5 protein-coding genes are annotated in these 18,462 nt (G+C 72.4%); 2 read left to right on the top strand and 3 right to left on the bottom strand.

From position 1 onward, the window contains the following. Positions 1-208: 208 nt before the first annotated feature. Both ACWGR4_RS03410 and ACWGR4_RS03415 read left to right on the top strand, forming a co-directional pair. A complete protein-coding gene (locus tag ACWGR4_RS03410; RefSeq protein WP_452128179.1) occupies positions 209-13,171 on the top strand; it encodes an amino acid adenylation domain-containing protein in 12,963 nt (4,320 codons plus the stop codon). A gap of 248 nt (positions 13,172-13,419) precedes the next feature. Beyond that, positions 13,420-14,268 carry an MBL fold metallo-hydrolase gene (locus ACWGR4_RS03415; RefSeq protein ID WP_452128178.1) on the top strand — a complete coding sequence of 283 codons (849 nt, stop codon included), beginning with the start codon at positions 13,420-13,422 and terminating at the stop codon, positions 14,266-14,268. An 18-nt stretch (positions 14,269-14,286) separates the two neighbouring features. On the opposite strand, the gene ACWGR4_RS03420 is transcribed toward ACWGR4_RS03415, so the two are convergent. The 3 genes from ACWGR4_RS03420 to ACWGR4_RS03430 form a co-directional block, all read right to left on the bottom strand. Continuing rightward, positions 14,287-15,339 carry an AraC family transcriptional regulator ligand-binding domain-containing protein gene (locus tag ACWGR4_RS03420; RefSeq protein ID WP_452128177.1) on the bottom strand — a complete coding sequence of 351 codons (1,053 nt, stop codon included), beginning with the start codon at positions 15,337-15,339 and terminating at the stop codon, positions 14,287-14,289. Between the two features lie 94 nt (positions 15,340-15,433). Then, positions 15,434-15,943, bottom strand: a complete 510-nt coding sequence (locus ACWGR4_RS03425; RefSeq protein ID WP_380006755.1) for a hypothetical protein — start codon at positions 15,941-15,943, stop codon at positions 15,434-15,436. Positions 15,944-16,060: 117 nt separating this feature from the next. Next, on the bottom strand, positions 16,061-18,364 hold the full coding sequence (locus ACWGR4_RS03430) for a LuxR C-terminal-related transcriptional regulator (RefSeq protein ID WP_452128176.1): 2,304 nt from the start codon (positions 18,362-18,364) through the stop codon (positions 16,061-16,063). Between the last annotated feature and the right edge of the window lie 98 nt (positions 18,365-18,462).

Here is an 18,462-nt window from a genome sequence, read left to right on the forward strand (position 1 = left end):
GCATCCGCTTTTCCGGATCTGTCCTGTCGACAGGACAAAAGATTCCACGGTGAAAGATGTGCCTGCGACGCGAGCCGCGTTGCGTCGAATTCGCTTTCTCGCATCATGTTCCCAGGGGATCGGCCGGTCGGTGGAGCCGAGTTCCGGAACGGAGGATTCCGAATTCGGGGAATCATTCCGACGCGTCTTTACGAGGGGGCCGAATCCGGTGCGTTCCATTGGCGTTTCACAAGCGCAGGAGAGCCTGTGGCTGGCTCAGAAGATCACGCCGGATGTGCCGAACATCCCCGCGTGCAGATGGCTTGTCGCAGGCGACGTCGACGTGGAGATGCTGCGCGCCGCGCTGCGCGTCGTCTTCCACGAATACAGCGCCGCACGGGTGAACTTCCGACAGTTCGGAGACGAACTGAGGCAGGTGCTCCGCGAGGGCGACACGGACACTTGGACGCCCGCCTTCCACGACGCGAGCGCTGCCGCCGACCCCGAATCGGCGGCCCACGCATGGGCCGAGGCCATCGAGCGAGAGCCGTTCGACCTGGAAAACGACCTCCTGTTCCGGGCCGGGGTCGTCCGCGTGTCGAAGTCTCGTCACCTGGTGTTCCTCGCCGCCCATCACACCGTCGCCGACGGCTACACGTTGACCCGGCTCCTGCCACTCCGCATCGCGGAGTGCTACCGGGCCCTGAAGCACGACACGCCGATACCGGAGCGCTCCCACGGCGGACCGGAGCTGATCCGCCAGGAAGACCTCCGCTACCGGAACTCTCCGCAGTTCGCCAAGGACGCCGAATTCTGGCGATCGCGTCTGGACGAGGCACCCGAACCGCTACGGCTGCCGGGACAACGCAGCGCCGGCCGCCCCACGGTGCTGCACCACACACTGGCGGTGCCGACACGGGACACGGACGCGTGGTTCGAGGCCGCCGCCTCCATCGACGTGCGGATGCCCGCCTTCCTGACCGCCGCCGCCGCCGTCTTCTTCCGGCACGTGGGCGGGCGTCGGGACTTCACCTTCTCGACGATGGCCCTCGGCCGCACGAAGGCCGCGAGGGACTTCTACGGCTCACAGTCGACCACCCTGCCCTTCCGCGTGCACGCCCCGTTGGCCACGCGGTTCCGAGACTTCGCGCACACGGTCTCCCGCGAGCTGTGGCAGATCGGGCGGCACTCCGCCCACCAGGTCTCCGACATCCGTGCGGAGGCCGGGAGAGCCGATGTGGGGTCGGTCGCCAGTCCCTTCGGAGTCACCCTCAGCATCCTCCCCTTCGTCACCCCGGAGGTCGACTACGCGGGTGCGACCGCGTACGCGCAATCCGGTTTCTCCTGGGGCGCCTTCGACGACCTGCACCTCGCGATCTACTACGACGGCCAGGCCAAGAGCGGCCTGCACATCCGGGTGGACGCCAACAGCACGTTGTACAGCGCGGACGACGTGCGTCGTTTCGCCGACACCATGGTCGCCTGCATCAGCGGCACGGCACGGAACCCGCACGCCGCGATCGGCTCGTTGGACCTGCTGGGTCCGGGTGCGCGCGAACAGGCGCCGGGCATCGCCGACGACACGGCGGCCGAGTTGCCCGAGGTGAGCGTTCCGGAACTGTTGGCACGGGCGGCGGCGGATCCGGACGCGGTCGCGGTGGCCTTCGAGGATCGCCGAGTGAGCTACGCCGACTTGGAGGTGCGCTCGGACCGGCTCGCCCGGGAGCTGACCGGCCGGGGCATCGGCCCGGAGGCGCTGGTGGGGCTGGCGCTGCCCCGCTCGATCGAGCTGATCGTGGGCATGCTGGCCGTGCTCAAGTCGGGTGCCGCCTACCTGCCGATCGACCCCAGGTACCCCGGCGCGCGTTTGGACCTGATCCTGGCCGACGCGCGGCCCGCACTCGTGCTCACCGACGCGGACACCGCTCCTGCCCTCCCGCGAACCGGGACCCCGCTTCTGCTGTTCGGTGACGTCGACTTCACGAGCGCGGCCCCGGAGCCGGAGCAGGCCCCGGCGCCGGTACGGCCCGCGAATGCCGCGTACGTGATGTACACGTCCGGCTCCACCGGCACGCCCAAGGGCGTGACGCTCACCCACCGCGACATCGTCAACGGCGTGCTGCGCCTGAAGGACGAGGTCGGTATCGACAAGGGCACCCGTACTCTCGCGGGAACCTCCATCGGCTTCGACGTCTCCGTCTTCGAGGTGATCACCACCCTGGCCGCCGGTGGCACGGTCGAGGTCGTCCCGGACGTGCCGACGATCGCCGAGCGCGGCGGCTGGCAGGGTGGGGTGATCAGCACGGTTCCGTCCGTCATGGCCGCGCTGTTGGACCGGTGCGGCGACGGTTTGCAGGCCGATGCCGTCGTTCTGGCGGGCGAGGCACTGCCGGCCGCGCTCGTACGGCGCGTGCGCGAGGCCATACCCGGCGTACGGGTGGTCAACGCATACGGCCAGACCGAGTCCTTCTACGCCACCACCCACACCGTCGGCGAGGACCGGCCCGAAGCGGTGACCGCGCCGATCGGTGTGCCGCTGGGCAACATGCGCGCCTATGTACTCGGCCCCGGACTGGCGCCCGTACCGCCGGGCCTTCCGGGCGAGTTGTACGTGGCGGGCAACGTCGCGCGCGGTTACCGCGACCGTCCCGGCCCGACCGCCGAGCGCTTCGTCCCCGATCCCTATGGGCCGCCCGGTGGGCGCATGTACCGTACCGGCGACCTTGCCCGGTGGAACGCCGATGGGCAACTGGACTACCTCGGCCGCACCGACGCCCAGGTCAAGATCCGCGGCATCCGGGTCGAGCCCGGCGAGGTCGAGGCCGCCCTGACCGCACACCCGGGTGTCGCACAGGCCGTCGTCGTCGTCGGTGCGAACCGCGCCGGCGAGCGGCAGTTGGTGGGCTACGCGGTGCCCGTCGGCGTCGGCGCCGGCTCGTCCGGCCTCGGCGCCGTGGCCGGCCTCGGCGAGCTGGACCTGGACCTGGTCGGGACCGTGTCGCCGCGGGAGCTGCGCCGATTCGTGGCCGCCAGACTGCCCGAGTTCATGGTGCCGTCGGTGTTCGTGCTGATCGACCGGGTCCCGCTGACCCCGAACGGCAAGCTGGATCACAGGGCCCTGCCCGAGCCGGAGTTCACCGTCGGCGCCTACCGCGCCCCGAGTACTCCCGTCGAGCAGGTGCTCGCCGGGGTGTACGCGGACGTACTCGGCCTGGAACGGGTCGGCGTCGAGGACGACTTCTTCGCCGTCGGCGGCGACAGCATCCGCTCGATCCAGGTCGTCTCGCGAGCCAAGGCACAGGGCGTCGAAGTCACACCCCGGCAGGTCTTCGAATGCCGCACCGTGGCCGAACTCGCCCAGGCGGCCGGCGACGTGCGGCACACGCCGGTGCTCACCGAGTCGGCGGGTGGAGGTGTCGGCTTCGCACCGCTTCTCCCGGGGGCTCACCACATGCTGCAAGCGGGCGGCGGCCACGGCCGGTTCGCCATGACGACGACCGTCGATCTGCCCGTCGGGATCGACGAGGCCGGTCTGGTCGCGACGCTGGCCGCGGTCGTCGACCGGCACGACGTCCTGCGCTCGACCCTGGTGAACGGCGACGCGGGGCCGGGGCTCGACGTGGCCCCGCCCGGCGCCGTCGACGTGGCGCAGCTCATCCGCCGGGTCCCCGTCGACGGCGCTCGGGGCGAGGACCGGTCTGACCGGGCGCGCAGGGAACCGGACGACGCGGCCGACCGGCCGACCCCGACGGCCGGGGTGATGGCCCGGTTCGTGTGGTTCGACGCGGGCCCGTCGATCGCCGGCCGGCTGAGCATCGTCCTGCACCACCTCGTCGTCGACGACGCCTCCTGGCGCATCCTGCTCCCGGATCTGGCCGCCGCCTGGCAGCAGGTCCGCGACGGCCGTACGCCGCGCCTCGCCGAGGTCGCCACCTCGGTACGCCGCTGGGCGCACGCCCTCACCGAGGAGGCGGCTACGCCCCGGCGCACCGGCGAACTCGCCCTGTGGCGACGCGTCGTCACGGGACCCGACCCCGACCTGGGCCCGCGCCCCTTCGACCCGGCCCTCGACGTGACGTCCACGGTCCGCCACATACACCTGGAACTGCCCGCACCCCGCACCCGGGCGCTGCTCACCACCCTGCCCACCGCGTTCCGCAGCGGTGTCGACGTCGGCCTGCTCACCGCGCTCGCGCTGGCACTGGCTCGGTGGCGGCAGCGGCGAGGCATCGCCGAGACCTCGCTCCTGCTGCGGGTCGAGGGCCACGGCCGGGAGGAGTCGGCCGTGCCGGGCGCCGATCTGTCCCGCACCGTGGGCCGGCTCACCAGCGTGTTCCCGGTCCGCCTCGACGTGCACGGGGTCGACCTGGACGAAGCGCTCGCCGGCGGGCCGGCCGCCGGAGCCGCCGTCAAGGCCGTCAAGGAACAGCTGGCGGGCATCCCGGACAACGGCATCGGATACGGCCTGCTGCGCCACCTCAACCCCGAGACCGGCGAAGCCCTGCGCCGGTATCCCACCGGGCAGATCGCCTTCACCTACGTGAACTCGCCCGCCGTGGCCGGGAACACGTCCGACGGCCTCGGCTTCACGCCGAGCGCGGGCACCACGGACCTCATTCCCGGGCCCGACCCGGACATGCCCGCGCTCGCCGCGTTGGACATCACCGCGTACGTCGACGCATCGCCCGAGGGCCCCTGCCTCAAGGCCAGGATCGGCTACCCCGAGACCCTGCTGTCCCACCGTGACGTACAGGACGTGACGGACCTGTGGCGCACGGCGCTGGAAGCACTCGCCGACCACGGCAGCCGCCCCGACGCGGGCGGGTCGACCCCGTCCGACACCCCTCTCGTGGACATCGACCAGGCCGAACTGGACGCCTGGCACGCGCGATACGGAAGGCTGATCGACGTCTGGCCGTTGACCCCGATGCAGTCCGGTCTGCTGTTCCACACCATGCTCACCGGCAGCGCGTCCTTCGACGCCTACCACATGCAGCTCACCTTCCACCTGTCCGGCGAGGTGGACCCGGAGCGCATGCGCGCGGCCGGGCAGGCCCTGCTCGACCGGCATCCCAACCTCGGCGCGGCGTACGCCGCGAACAGGTCGGGGGAGTGGCGCCAAGTAGTGCCGCGACGGGTGGAACTGCCCTGGCAGCACCTGGACTTGAGCACATTGGACACGCCACGTCGGGACGCGGAGCTGAAGCGGTTCCTGACCGCCGACCACGGCACGTACTTCGATCCGGCGACGCCGCCGCTGCTGCGGCTTTCCCTGATCAAGTCGGCGGCGGACCGCTGGGAACTGGTCCTGACGGCCCATCACATATTGTTCGACGGCTGGTCCGTGCCGCTCCTGATGAAGGAACTGCCGCGGCTGTACGCGGCAGCGGGCGACGGTACGGCGCTGCCCCCGGTGCGCGGCTACCGCGACTTCCTGTCCTGGCTCGCGCGGCAGGATCGGCGGGCGGCGGCCGACGCCTGGGCAGCGGAACTGGCCGGGATCGAGGAACCGACCCTGCTGGTCCCCGACGCGCCCGCGGACGGGCACAGCGCGGGGATCGGGCTGATCGAGGTGCCGTTGTCGCCGCAGGCGGCGCGTGACCTCGCCCGGACGGCGGCGGAACTGGGGGTCACGGCCGGCACGCTGCTGCATGGCGCCTGGGCGGTACTCCTGGCCGGGCTGACCGGGCGTCAGGACGTGGTCTTCGGCACCACCGTCTCCGGAAGGCCGCCCGAGCTTGCCGAGATCGACTCGATGGTGGGCCTGTTCATCAACACGCTGCCGGTGCGCGTCGACTGCGCCCCCGGCCGCACGCCGCGCGACATCCTGACCGGACTGCACCGCCGACAGGGCGCCCTGCTGGACCACCAGCACCACGGGCTCCTCGACATCCAGCAGGACCTCGGCCTGAGCACCCTGTTCGACACGATGGTCGTCCTGGAGTCCTTCCCCGTCGACAGCGCGGCCATCAGCGAGGCGACATCGGCCGCCGGGATGCGGATCACCGGCCTGAGCCCGCTCAGCGGTGTCCACTACCCGATGGCGGTCGTCGCCCTCGCCGAACCGCACCTGCAGGTGGCCGTCCAGTACCAGAACCACCTCTTCGATCGCGAGCGCGCGGCCGACATCGTCGCCGCGTACGCGAGGATCCTGCGCCGTCTCACCGAAGACCTCGACACGCCGGTCGGCGCGATCGACATCGTCACCGACACCGTCCGCGACCGTCTGCTGACCGACTGGAACGACACCGCGACGGCACTGCCGAAGGCCACCCTCGACGAGTTGTTCACCGAACGGGCCGCCGAGACCCCGGACGCGGTCGCCGTCGTCGACGGCGAACGGCAGCTCACCTACGCGGAGTTGGAGACCCGCGCCAACCGACTCGCCCGGGTCGTCGCCGCACGAGGGGTGGACCGGGACACACCGGTCGGGCTGGCGCTGCGGCGTTCGGCCGACCTGATCGTCGCCACGCTCGCGATCCTGAAGGCCGGGGGCGCCTACGTGCCCCTCGACCCGGACTACCCGGCCGAACGGCTCACGTTCATGCTGCGCGATGCCGCCCCCGCCCTCGTCCTCACCGACACCCGGCTCGCCGCGGAACTCCCGTCGGACATCCGCCCGTTCCTGATCATCGACGAGCCCGCCGTCGAGCAGGAGATCGCGCGCTCCGCCGATCGTGCCCCGCAGCGGCGGCACCACCGCGACCAACTGGCCTACGTGATGTACACATCCGGCTCCACCGGCACCCCGAAAGGCGTCGCCGTCACGCACCGCGCCGTGGCGAGCCTCGCCCTGGACCGCCGCTTTGCGAACAGCGCGCACGAGCGGATCCTCATGCACTGCGCGCAGGCCTTCGACGCCTCCACCTACGAGATGTGGACCCCGCTGCTGCGCGGCGGCACCCTCGTCCTCGCCCCGCCGGGCCCCCTGGACACCAGCACGCTCGCCGCTCTCGTCGCCGCGCGGGGAGTGACGCTCGCGTGCTTCACCGCCGGGCTGTTCAAGGTGGTGGCCGAAAGCGAGCCCGAGAGCTTCGCGGGCCTGCGCGAGATCCTGGTCGGCGGCGACGTGGTGTCCCCGACCGCCGTGGCCCGGGTCGCCGCCGCCTGCCCCGGCATCCGGATCTTCAACGCGTACGGACCCACCGAGACCACCAGCTTCTCCATCTACCACCCCATCCCCGCCGCCGAAGGTGTGCCCGACCGGCTGCCCATCGGCCGGCCGCGAAGCAACACCCGCGCCTACGTTCTGGACACGGCCCTGCGGCCCGTCCCGCACTCGGTCCCCGGCGAGCTGTATCTCGCGGGCGCCGGCCTGGCCCGCGGCTACCTCGGGCGCGCCGCGCGGTCCGCCCGGTCCTTCGTGGCCTGCCCGTTCGGGCCCCCGGGGGAGCGCATGTACCGTACCGGCGACATTGTCGTGCGTACCCCCGACGGGCGGCTCGACTTCCGCGGCCGCGCCGACTCCCAGGTGAAGATCAACGGCTTCCGCGTCGAACCGGGGGAGGTCGAGGCCGCGCTGAGCGCGCACCCCGGCGTCGCGCAGTCCGCCGTGACGATCGTCGCGGACCGCACCGGCGAGCGTCGCCTGGTCGGGTACGTGGTGCCCGGCGCCGACCTTCCCCCCGCCATCGACCCGGCACAACGGATCCACGACTGGGAGCAGATCTACGACCGGGTCTACGCCAAGGCGCGTGCCCCGTGGGGAGAGGACTTCTCCGGCTGGGAGTCCAGCTACACGGGCCGGCCGATCCCGCCGTCCGACATGCGGGAGTGGCGGGCCGCGACAGTGGACCGCATCACCGCGGATGAACCGCGCCGCCTGCTCGAACTCGGGGTCGGCTCGGGCCTGTTGATGTCGTCGATCGTCGGGCGGGTCGACCAGTATTGGGGAACCGACCTGTCCGCCGAGGCCATCGAACGGCTGGCCGACGAGGTCGAGCAGGCCGGGTACGCCGATCGGTGCACGCTGCGCCACCAGGCGGCCGACGACGTGACGGGCCTGCCGCACGGCCGCTTCGACGTCGTCGTCCTCAACTCCGTCGCGCAGTACTTCCCCGACGCCGACTACCTGGACCGGGTGCTCACCCGGGCCCTGCCGCTGCTCGCGCCCGGCGGACGGCTCTTCGTCGGCGACGTGCGCAACGCGGCCACGCTGTGGCTGTTCCGCGCCGGTACGCAGCGCGCCCGGCGTCCGGACGACTCCCCGGCTGCGGCCCGCACCGCGATCCGGCGCGCGGTCCTGCTGGAACCGGAACTGGCCCTGGACCCCGAGTGGTTCACCCGCTGGGCCCGGCGAAACGGCGTCGCGAGCGTGGACGTCGCGCTCAAGCCCGGCCGGGTCCACAACGAACTCACCCGACACCGCTACGACGTCGTCCTGTGCCCGGATCCGCCCGCCGACGCCCTTGCCCTCGACGACGTTCCGCGCGTGCCGTGGGGCCCGGGGGCAGTGGACCTGAACGACCTGGATCGGCTGTGGCGCACACGCGACGGCGAGGGTGCGCTGGTCGTCACGGGCATCCCCAACGCCCGGCTCGACGGTGAGGCGGCACTGGCGGCGGAACTGGGCTTGACCGGTCCCACGGCCGGGAGCCGGACCGGCCCCGCCGCCGGGCACCCGGACACCGGCGGCGGGGCCCTGGACCCGCACGACGTGCTCGCCTGGGCGGCCGAGCGCACCGCGACCGCCCGGCTCACCGGGTCGGCGACAGGCGTCGAACGTTTCGACGCCGTACTCCTCCCGCGCGACCACGGGCCCATCGCCCTGTGCCCCGCATCCACCGCCCGCCCCGATCGGGAACTGGCCACCGACCCGTCCGCCGCGTCCCGCATCGGCGTGCTCGTCGGCTCGCTCCGCGGCCGGCTCGGCGAGCGACTGCCCGCCCACCTGATCCCCGCCGCCGTCATCGCCGTCGCCGCACTGCCCCTGACACCCCACGGAAAGCTGGACCGGCGAGCCCTGCCCGTCCCCGACTTCGCACCGACGGCCACCGGGCGGGCCCCGCGCACCCCGCTGGAGGAGCTGCTGTGCGGGCTGTTCGCCGAGGTGCTCGGGCTGGACCGGGTCGGCATCGACGACGACTTCTTCGACCTGGGCGGCCACTCCCTGCTGGCCACACGCCTGGCCGGCAGGGTCCGCTCCGTGCTCGGCATCGAGCTGTCGCTGCGCGTGCTGTTCGCGGCCCCCAAGGTCGTCGAACTCGTGGAACACCTGCCGCACAACGCCCGCAGGCGCGCCCCGCTACGGCGTGGCGCACCGCGCGGCAAGACGGTTCCGCTCTCCTTCGCGCAGCGCCGCCTGTGGTTCCTGGACAAGTTCGAGGGCGGATCGAGCACCTACCACACGCCGTTCCCGCTGCGCCTGACCGGCCGGCTCGACGCGGCCGCGCTCGCCGAGGCACTGCGCGACGTGGTGCGGCGCCACGAGAGCCTGCGCACCCTGTTCCCCGAGGACGCCGCGGGCGAGCCGCACCAGTACGTCCTGGACGCCGGGAAGGCGACCGTCGACCTGCCCGTCGTCGACGTCGCGCCGCAGGACCTGGACGAGGTGCTGGCCTCGGCGGCATCGCGCCCCGTCGACCTGGCCACGCAGATCCCGATGCACGCCACGCTCGTACGCCTCGCCGCCGAGGAACACGTCCTCCTGCTGATGATTCATCACATCGCCGCCGACGGAGAGTCCCTCGCGCCGTTGGCCCGGGACCTGTCCGCCGCCTACACCGCCCGCCTGCGCGGCGAGGCGCCGCGCAGGCGCGAACTGCCCGTACAGTACGTCGACTACACGCTGTGGCAGCGCGAACTGCTCGGCTCCCCCGACGACCCCGACAGCCTCCTGTCCACCCAGATCGACTACTGGAAGGCAGAACTCGCGGGCCTGCCGCAGCCCCTACAGCTGCCCACCGACCGCCCGCGCCCGCTCGTCGCGAGCCACCGGGGCGACGTCGTGGAGTTCGCCATCGACCCGCGCACGGCGACCGCCGTCGAGGAACTGGCCCGCGGCCGCGGGGCCACCGTGTCCATGGTGTGCCAATCCGCGCTCGCCGTCCTGCTGCACGCGCTGGGCTCCGGTGACGACATCGCCATCGGTTCCCCCATCGCCAACCGCACCGACGACAACCTCGCCGACCTGATCGGCTTCTTCGTCAACACCTGGGTCCTGCGTGCCCGGATGGTGGGCAACCCCGCCTTCCTGGACCTGCTCGATCAGGTGCGCGGCAAGTCGCTGGACGCCTACGACCATCAGGACCTGCCCTTCGAACGCCTGGTGGACGTCGTCAACCCCGAGCGCTCGACGTCCTATTCGCCACTGGTGCAAGTGATGCTCGCCTGGCAGAACTTCACTCGGGAGAACCTCATGCTGCCCGGGCTGCGGGTGGGCCTGGAGCCGCTGCGCAGCCGCGTCGCCAAGTTCGACCTGTGCTTCAACCTCTTCGCCGACGCGGCCGGCCAGGGCATCGTCGGCCGGCTCGAATACGCCACGGACCTGTTCGACCGGGACACCGCCGAACGCCTCGCCGACCGCTTCGTGCGGGTCGTGGAACAACTCGTGGCCGATCCCACGCAACGCGTCGGTGCCGTGGACGTACTGGAACCACGGGAGCGACTGCGCCTGAGCGCCTGGTCGCGGGCGGGCGGCCCCGGCGACCCCGTTCCCGACCTGACCCTCGCGCGGGCTTTCGAGGCGACGGCGGCGGCGCACCCGCGGCGGCCCGCGGTCACCGGGGGAGCACGAACGCTCGACTACGCGCAGCTGAACGCCGCCGCGAACCGCCTGGCCCGCCTGCTGCGCGGGCGTGGCGCGGGGCCCGGCCGACTGGTGGCCGTGGCGCTGCCCCGCTCGGCCGAACTGATCGTCGCGCTGGTCGCGGTCCTGAAGACCGGCGCCGCGTATCTGCCGATCGACCCGGGCCACCCCGTCGACCGCAGCGTGTACACGCTCACCGACGCCGGCCCCGAACTCGTGGTCACCGACGCCTCGTTCGCCGAACGATTGCCGACCGGGCCGCCCTGCGTGGTCGTCGGCGGCCCCGGCTCCGACGCGGCGCTCGCCGCGTTGCCGGGCCACGACCTCGACGCGGACGAGCGCGGCACCCACCGCCCCGACGACGCGGCCTACGTCATCTACACTTCGGGCTCCACGGGCCGCCCCAAGGGCGTCCTGGTCACCCACCGCAACGTACTCGCCCTGATGACCCGCACCCGGGACCTGTTCGACTTCGGCGCCGACGACGTGTGGACGATGTTCCACTCGCCCGCCTTCGACTTCTCGGTATGGGAACTGTGGGGGCCGCTGCTCCACGGCGGGCGCCTCGTGACGGTCCCGGAGGACATCGTCCGGTCGCCGGAGGACTTCCTCGCGCTGCTCGTGCGCGAGGGGGTGACGGTGCTCAATCAGACGCCGTCGGCGTTCCATCAGCTCATCCGCGCGGACCGGGAGAATCCCGAGCCCGGTCGCCGATCGGCCCTGCGCACGGTGGTGTTCGGGGGCGAGGCATTGGATCCGGCGCGTCTGGTCGAATGGTACGAGCGGCACCCCGCCGACGCCCCACGGTTGGTGAACATGTACGGCATCACGGAGACCACCGTGCACGTCACCCACGGCCCGCTCGACCCCGCGCTCGCGCCCGGCGGCGCGGGCAGCGTGATCGGCATCGGCCTGCCCGGACTGGACGTGCGCCTGCTCGACGGGGCACTGCGTGCCGTACCCGCGGGGGTCGTGGGGGAGCTGTACATCGGCGGAGACCAGCTCTCCCGCGGCTATGTGAACCGTCCGGGACTGACGGCGGCACGGTTCGTCGCCGACCCGTACGGGCCGCGCGGCAACCGCCTCTACCGCTCCGGCGACCTGGCCCGCTGGACGCGGTCGGGACGGCTGGAGTACGTCGGGCGCGGCGACGACCAGATCAAGCTGCGCGGGTTCCGGATCGAACCCGGCGAGGTCGAGGCGGCGCTCCTCGCGCGTGCCGACGTGGCCGAGGCACGGGTCGCCGTGCGCGTCGACGCGGCGGGGGACAAGGCGCTGATCGCCTACGTGGTGCGGGTCGGCTCCGATGCCCTGCCCGAACCGGCCGTGCTGCGCGCCGAGTTGCGCAGGGTACTGCCCGACCACATGGTCCCCGCCGCCTTCGTGTCGCTGGATTCCATCCCGCTGACCGGCAACGGCAAACTCGACCACGCGGCGCTGCCCGCGCCCACGCGCATCCTGTCGGGGCCTGCCGCCGCCGGGCCCTCCGGGGCGCTGGAACTACACGTCGTCCGGGCATGGAGCCGCGTCCTGGACCTCGACCAGGACGGCGTGGGCATCGACGACGACTTCTTCGACGCCGGGGGAGACTCGTTCAAGGCGGTCGCGCTGGCCCGTGCGATCGGCCGGGGGCTGCCCGTGGTCGAGGTCTTCAAGAACCCCACTCCCCGTCGACTGGCCGCACGCCTGGTCTCGACGACGGACGCATCCGGGCTGTTGCACCGCCTGACCCCCGAGCGCGAGGACGGGACGGCCCCCGAGCACACCGTCGTCTGCATCCCGTACGGCGGCGGCAACGCCACCGCCTACCGGGCCCTCGCCCGGGAGCTTCGCGAAAGCGCCGATGTGTGGGCCGTCGAGCTGCCCGGACACGACCCGGTGCGCCCCGACGAGCCACTGCGGCCCTGGGCCGAGACCGCCGAGCTGCTGGCGAAGGAGGTCGTACGGACGGTGCGCGGCCCGTACACGCTCTACGGGCACTGCGCGGGCACGCTCCTCGCCGTCCGCGTGGCCCGCCACCTCGAGGACCGCGGCGCCGCGCCCTCGGCGATCGTCCTGGGAGCCGCGATCCCACCGGGCGACGCGGCCGACGACCTGCCGGCGGACGTGGCGGACGACCAGCTCTACGGCACACTGCACGCGCTGGGCGGCTTCTCGGGAGCCCTGGACGACACGGATCGCCACCGTGTCCTGACCGTCGTACGCCACGACATGGCCGAGGCCATGCGGTTCCACCGCGAGGGCGCCACCGACGGGGAGCGGCTGCGCACGCCGGTCCGGGCCGTGATGGGCACCGACGACCCGCTCACCGACGGCCACGCGACGCGTTACCGCGCCTGGGAGCGCTACGCCCACGACGTGACGTTGCATGTGATCGACGGCGCGGGCCACTACTTCGTCAAGGATCGCGCGAAGGAGGTGGCCCGCGTGATCAGCGGCGAGTGAGCAGCCACGGGCCGCGACTTCCCCGACCGGTTGGCGTGTTCCGTCCGCCGGGCGGCGCATCGGGTCCAGGAATGCCCGGTCCGTACGGAGTTAGGTTCGTTCCGCAGCCGGGGAACGTGATCTCGATCCCCGTCGACGTCCCGTCCGAGCGGCGAACGCGGAACATCCCGGCACACCCGGAAGGCCCGCGCAACGGCCGTGCTGCGAAACGCCCTTCGTCCCGACGCGTCGTCCTCTGGAGATCCACCATGTCCCGTGACACCCACGGCCTGACCATCCACACGCATACGGCCTCGGAAGCCGGCCTGCTCGTCAACTCCTACCTGGTGGAAACCGACGAAGGCGTCGTGGTCGTCGACACCAACCTCCTCAACTCCGAGATCGCCGCACTCGTCGCCAAGGTCGACGCACTCGGCAAGCCGCTCCTGGGCGTCTTCGTCACCCACGCACACCCCGACCACTTCAACGGCGTGCACGCCCTCGTCGACGGCCGCGACGTCCCCGTCTACGCCACCGAAGCCGTCGACCGCGTCATCCGCGACATCTCCGACGCCAAACGCGCCCAATGGGGACCCGTCTACGGCGACGAATGGCCCGCCGTCACCGCCTTCCCCACCGTGCAGTTGAAGGACGGCGACCCCGTCACCCTCGACGGGGTCCGCTACACCGCCCGCGACCTCGGCCCCGCCGAAAGCCACGCGGACAGCGTCTTCCTCGCCCGCGCCGACAACGCCGAGCAGGATGTGGCGTTCATCGGCGACCTGGCCTTCCACGGCACCCACCCCTACACCGCCGACGGCCACGGCGCCCGGTGGCTGGGGACCCTGGACACCCTCGCCACCGAACTCGCCGACGCCGCCGTACTCCTGCCCGGCCACGGCGCACCGACCGGCGTCGAGGTCCTCGCCGCACAGCGCGACTACCTGCTCTGCTACCGCGCCGAGGTCGCCCGCCTGGCCGACGGGCAGGCGTCCCTCACCGACGAGGCCAAGGAAGAACTCGACCGCGTCATGCGGGAGTACGCGCCGGACGCCCCGCTGTCCTGGATGATCGCCCTCGGCGCCGACGCCGTCGCGGCCGAACTCGCCGCGTCCTGAGGGCAGGTTCGGGACGTTTCAGCCCAACAGGGGCTGCGCGATGCCCGGCCCGGTCGGGTCGGGCCGGCCCGCCCGCTGCGCCTCGGGGGTCTCGCCCCGCCATCGGCGCATCGCCCGGCGAAGGGTACGGGCGTCCGTGTAGCCCACGCGGGCGGCGATGGCCTGCTGCGGCAGGTCGGTCTCGCGCAGCAGCCTCAGTGCACGTTCCTCGCGGGCGGCCGCGACCTCGCCGCGCCAGGTCGTACCGTGCGCGGACAATCTGCGCTGGAGGCTGCGGCCGCTGATGTGCATGCGGGCGGCGACCTGGTCGAGGGCGACCGCGTCGCCTCGGAACGCGGCGTCCAGGGCCGCGCGGAAGCGCTCCTGCCAGGTCGGCGTGGCCCGGGACGTCGCCATGATCCGATCCGCGCAACCGCGCAGGAACTGGTCCAGGCCGGGTTGGAAGCCGGGCAGCGGACGCCGGACGTCGTCGAGCCGGAACGTCACGGAGTTGGCCGCCGCCTCGAACTCGATGTTTCGCGTACCGAAATGCTCGGCGTGCCGGCGAACCCCGGCCGGGGCACGATGCGCGAGGGTCACCTTCAGCGGGACGAGCGGCGTCTTGGTGGCCTCGCCCGCCCGGCGCAAAAACACGGCCAGCGTCATCAGGTCGAACGCCTCGGCCACATCGGGGACGTCGACCCCGACGGACTGCCGCAGCGTGTAGAGCGAACCATCCTCGATGCCCTCGATCCGGGTGTCCGCGTCGCCGACCACCCTCAGGTACTCCGCGGCGGTGGCGAACGCCGTACGCAGATCGGGGCCGCAGGTGCTCAGGTAGTCCCATATGCCGAACGTGCCGATGTCGGCCGCGTCGGTGAGGCGCAGCGCGACGAAGGGACCGGATCCGGCCACCACCAACTGCTCCCACAACGCGACCGCCGACGCGGTCGGAACGCGTATCAGATCATCGCCGAGGTCCTCCGACGAAAGCCCCGGAAGTTCGTCGAACCGGGCGGAATCCCCGCCTGAGTCGCGCACGAGCGCGCGGAAGAACCGCGCGCAGTGCGCCGAAACCGTCCATTCGTGCACGATCGGCAATCCTAGATGCGGTTTCCGCCCCCCGCTGCGAAAACATGACCGAATTTGTGCCCAGCCGGCATCGGTCTCGGCAGTGGCTCGGCGATCAATCGTCCTCGACTTGCAGGAGCAGCGCGAAGTGTGTGCCGTTCATGCCGGCGACCAGCAGATCGAAGGTGATCGGGGTCAGGCCGTTGCGCCAGGTTTGTTCGCGGTTCGACCACCAGATGGCCTCGGGTCCGAGCGTGGCGACGATCTCGGTGGCCGTCTCGCGTGCGATGTCGGGGTTCATGATGGTCTTCGGGGACCACGCGAGGCTCACCGAGGCGGCCTCGGTCAGCAACTCCACCGCTTCCTCGGGGGTTTCGAGGGGAAAGATCGACCGGTCGATCATCTGCAGATGCCCCATCGACAGGACGGGTCGTCCCTGGGTGTAGTAGGCGAACAGGTCGACGGCTTCCACGTCCACGACTCGTTCGAGGAATGCGCGAATCTCGTCGACGAACTCCGGCATGTCGGGGCCCGGTCGCGCGAATGCCCCCGACGAGGCGAACACCCCGCGCGAGTGGGTCAGCGAAGCGAGGAGCCGATCGAGGCGGCCTGCGATGTCGGACACGGCACCAGTGTGCCTCGCACCGCAGGCGATACCCCCTGCTCCGCGCGAATCGACCCGGCCGGCGCCGGGCGGCGCGGCGGCGACCCGGTCGGACGCCGCCACGCCCGCGCGCCCGGGTCAGTTCCGGGCGCGCGTGGTCAGGTCGGCGCGACCCGTGACACCCAGCTTTCGGTAGACGTGGCGAGCGTGCGTCTTGACGGTGTTCACCGAGATGTACAGATCGGCGGCGATCTCCCGGAGCGTCAACTCGCTGCGCAGGTAGCGCAGGACGAGCGTCTCGCGCTCGCTGAGGCGTTCGACGGGATGCCCGGTGGCCGCGACCGCCGCCTCGCTTCCGTCCGCGGTGTTCGCCAACGCGCCGGCGACCCGCTCGCGCAGGTCGGTGAGCCCCAGCGGGTTCGGGCAGCGCGCGAGCCGGGCGTCCGCGTACGCCAGCCGCGCCGCCGCCGCCCGAACCTCGCCGTGTTCCACGTGGGCACCCGCGAGCGTCAGTGCGGCGAACGCCGCCATGGAATGGTCGTTCCCGACGCCGGGCGAGTCGTCCAGGAACGCCGTCAAGCGCGCGAACGCCGGTCCGTCGAGCGGATATTCGAGCAGCGCCGCGAGAATGACGCACTCGGGACGGCTGCGCGCCACCGGCTGCGAGGCGCACTCCGGGAGCAGGCGCTCCGCGTCGTGGGCGTGCCGCTCGGCGGCCTTCCGATCCGCCTGCAACAGCGCGGCCATACCGGCTAGTCCGTGCGCGACGCAGCGAAGATGAGCGGGCAGTGCGGGCCGCGCCGACTCGGCCGCGGTCAGCACGCCGGTGATCTCGGCTCGACAGGAGGCGAGTTCGCCCGCGAGCAGCAGGGAGCGGGACAGGCTGATGCGCGCCATCGCGCCGATCGTGGTCATCTGCTCGGCGCCGCGGCCGACGAACGCGCGGGCCTCGCGCACCGACGCCACCAGGTCACCACGCTCGCGCGTCAGGCACAGTCGCCACGCCTCGTCCAGACCACGGATTCGCCCGCCCGGCGCCCGCCCCTGCACGCGCGCCCACCGGTCACGTTCGTCGAAGCGGCCGAGCGTGCACCACAGATGCATCGCGCGATCGCCCAGCCGCAGGGCACCGCGCACCACGTCGTCGGGCAGCGCGGAGAGCCACCGTTCGAGGGTGAACAGGCGGTCGGCGGCGATGAGTTCGTCGTAGACCTCGGTGACCAGGTCGAGCACGAGCGGCCAGTCCGCGGCGCCGAGCGCGTGTTCGATCGCGGTCTCCGGCGCGCCGTGCGCGGCGTACCAGTGCGCGGCGGCGGTGTGCAGACCGCGGGCCCGGGCGCCGCCCAGCGCGGCGAGCCGGCCGAGGAGCGCCTGGCGGAACAGGCGCTGGTAGCGGAAGCCGCCGGCGGGGTCGGGCGACGCGGGCGTGACGAACAGGCCGTCGCGGCGCAGCCGGTCCAGGTGTTCCGCGGCGTCGGAGCCGGGCGGGGAGTCCGGAGTCGGGCTCGTCCGGCCGGCCCCCCGGCCGCGTATCGCGTCCGCCACGGCCGGGACCACCGGATCGAGGATTGCCGTGTCGAGGAGGAAATCACGCAGCTCGACGTCGAGTTCGCTCCACATGTGGTCCAGCAGGTAGTCGGACACGGTACGGTCGCCGCGCGTCAACTCGGCGGCCGGCAGGGCCGGATCCGCACCGCTGCCGAGACGCAGCCCGGCGAGGGCGAGCGCCCCGGCCCAGCCGTCGGTGGCCTCGGCCAGTGCGCTCGCCTCGGCCGCGCGCGGCGTCGTACCGGAGAAGGCGCCGAGGAGGTCGCGCGCCTCGTCCGGGGTGAACCGCAGTTCGTGCCAGGTCACCTCGTCCAGCCGCCCGGACAACCGGTAGCGCTCCAGGACGGCCGGCGGCCGAGCGCGGGTGACCGGTATCACCGTCACCGCGCCGGCGGCGGTGCGGAGCAACAGATCCAGCTGCTCGGCCAGTTGCGGATTGACGATGTGCTCGAACTCGTCGAGGACCAGGGCGACGTCGCACCCGGCCTCGGCGATCCGGTCGGCGAGCGCGGCCGTCCATCCGTCGCTGCCGAGCGGGAAGACGCCGTGACCCGGGTCGACGCATCCGGCCGCGCGGGCGAGCGCCGCTCCGGCATGCGCCCAAAACCGCGCCGGGTCGTTGTCACGCCCGTCGAGCGAGTACCAGGCGACCGCCGCGCCGCCGCCGGGCCGGGCCGCGCGTTGTTCGGCCCACTCCGCCAACGCCGAGGTCTTGCCGGTCCCGCCGGGACCCAGTACCACGACGACCAGCGACCGGGCGACCGCCGCCTCCACCAGCGCCCGTATCCGCGGCCTGGGCACATGGACCCCGAGCGGACGCGGAACCCGGAGCTTCGCCGCGATGGGCGGCAGGCCGACGCCCGACCCGGCACGCGCGCCCGCAACATGATCCATGACCCCACGCTAGCCGCTCGGATGACGTGCGCTCGTTTGCGTGGTCCGGATCACGCCGGCCCGGTCCACGTCCTCGCGGCGCTGGAGCCTGACGCCGC

It is taken from the genome of Embleya sp. NPDC055664 (genome assembly GCF_053618075.1).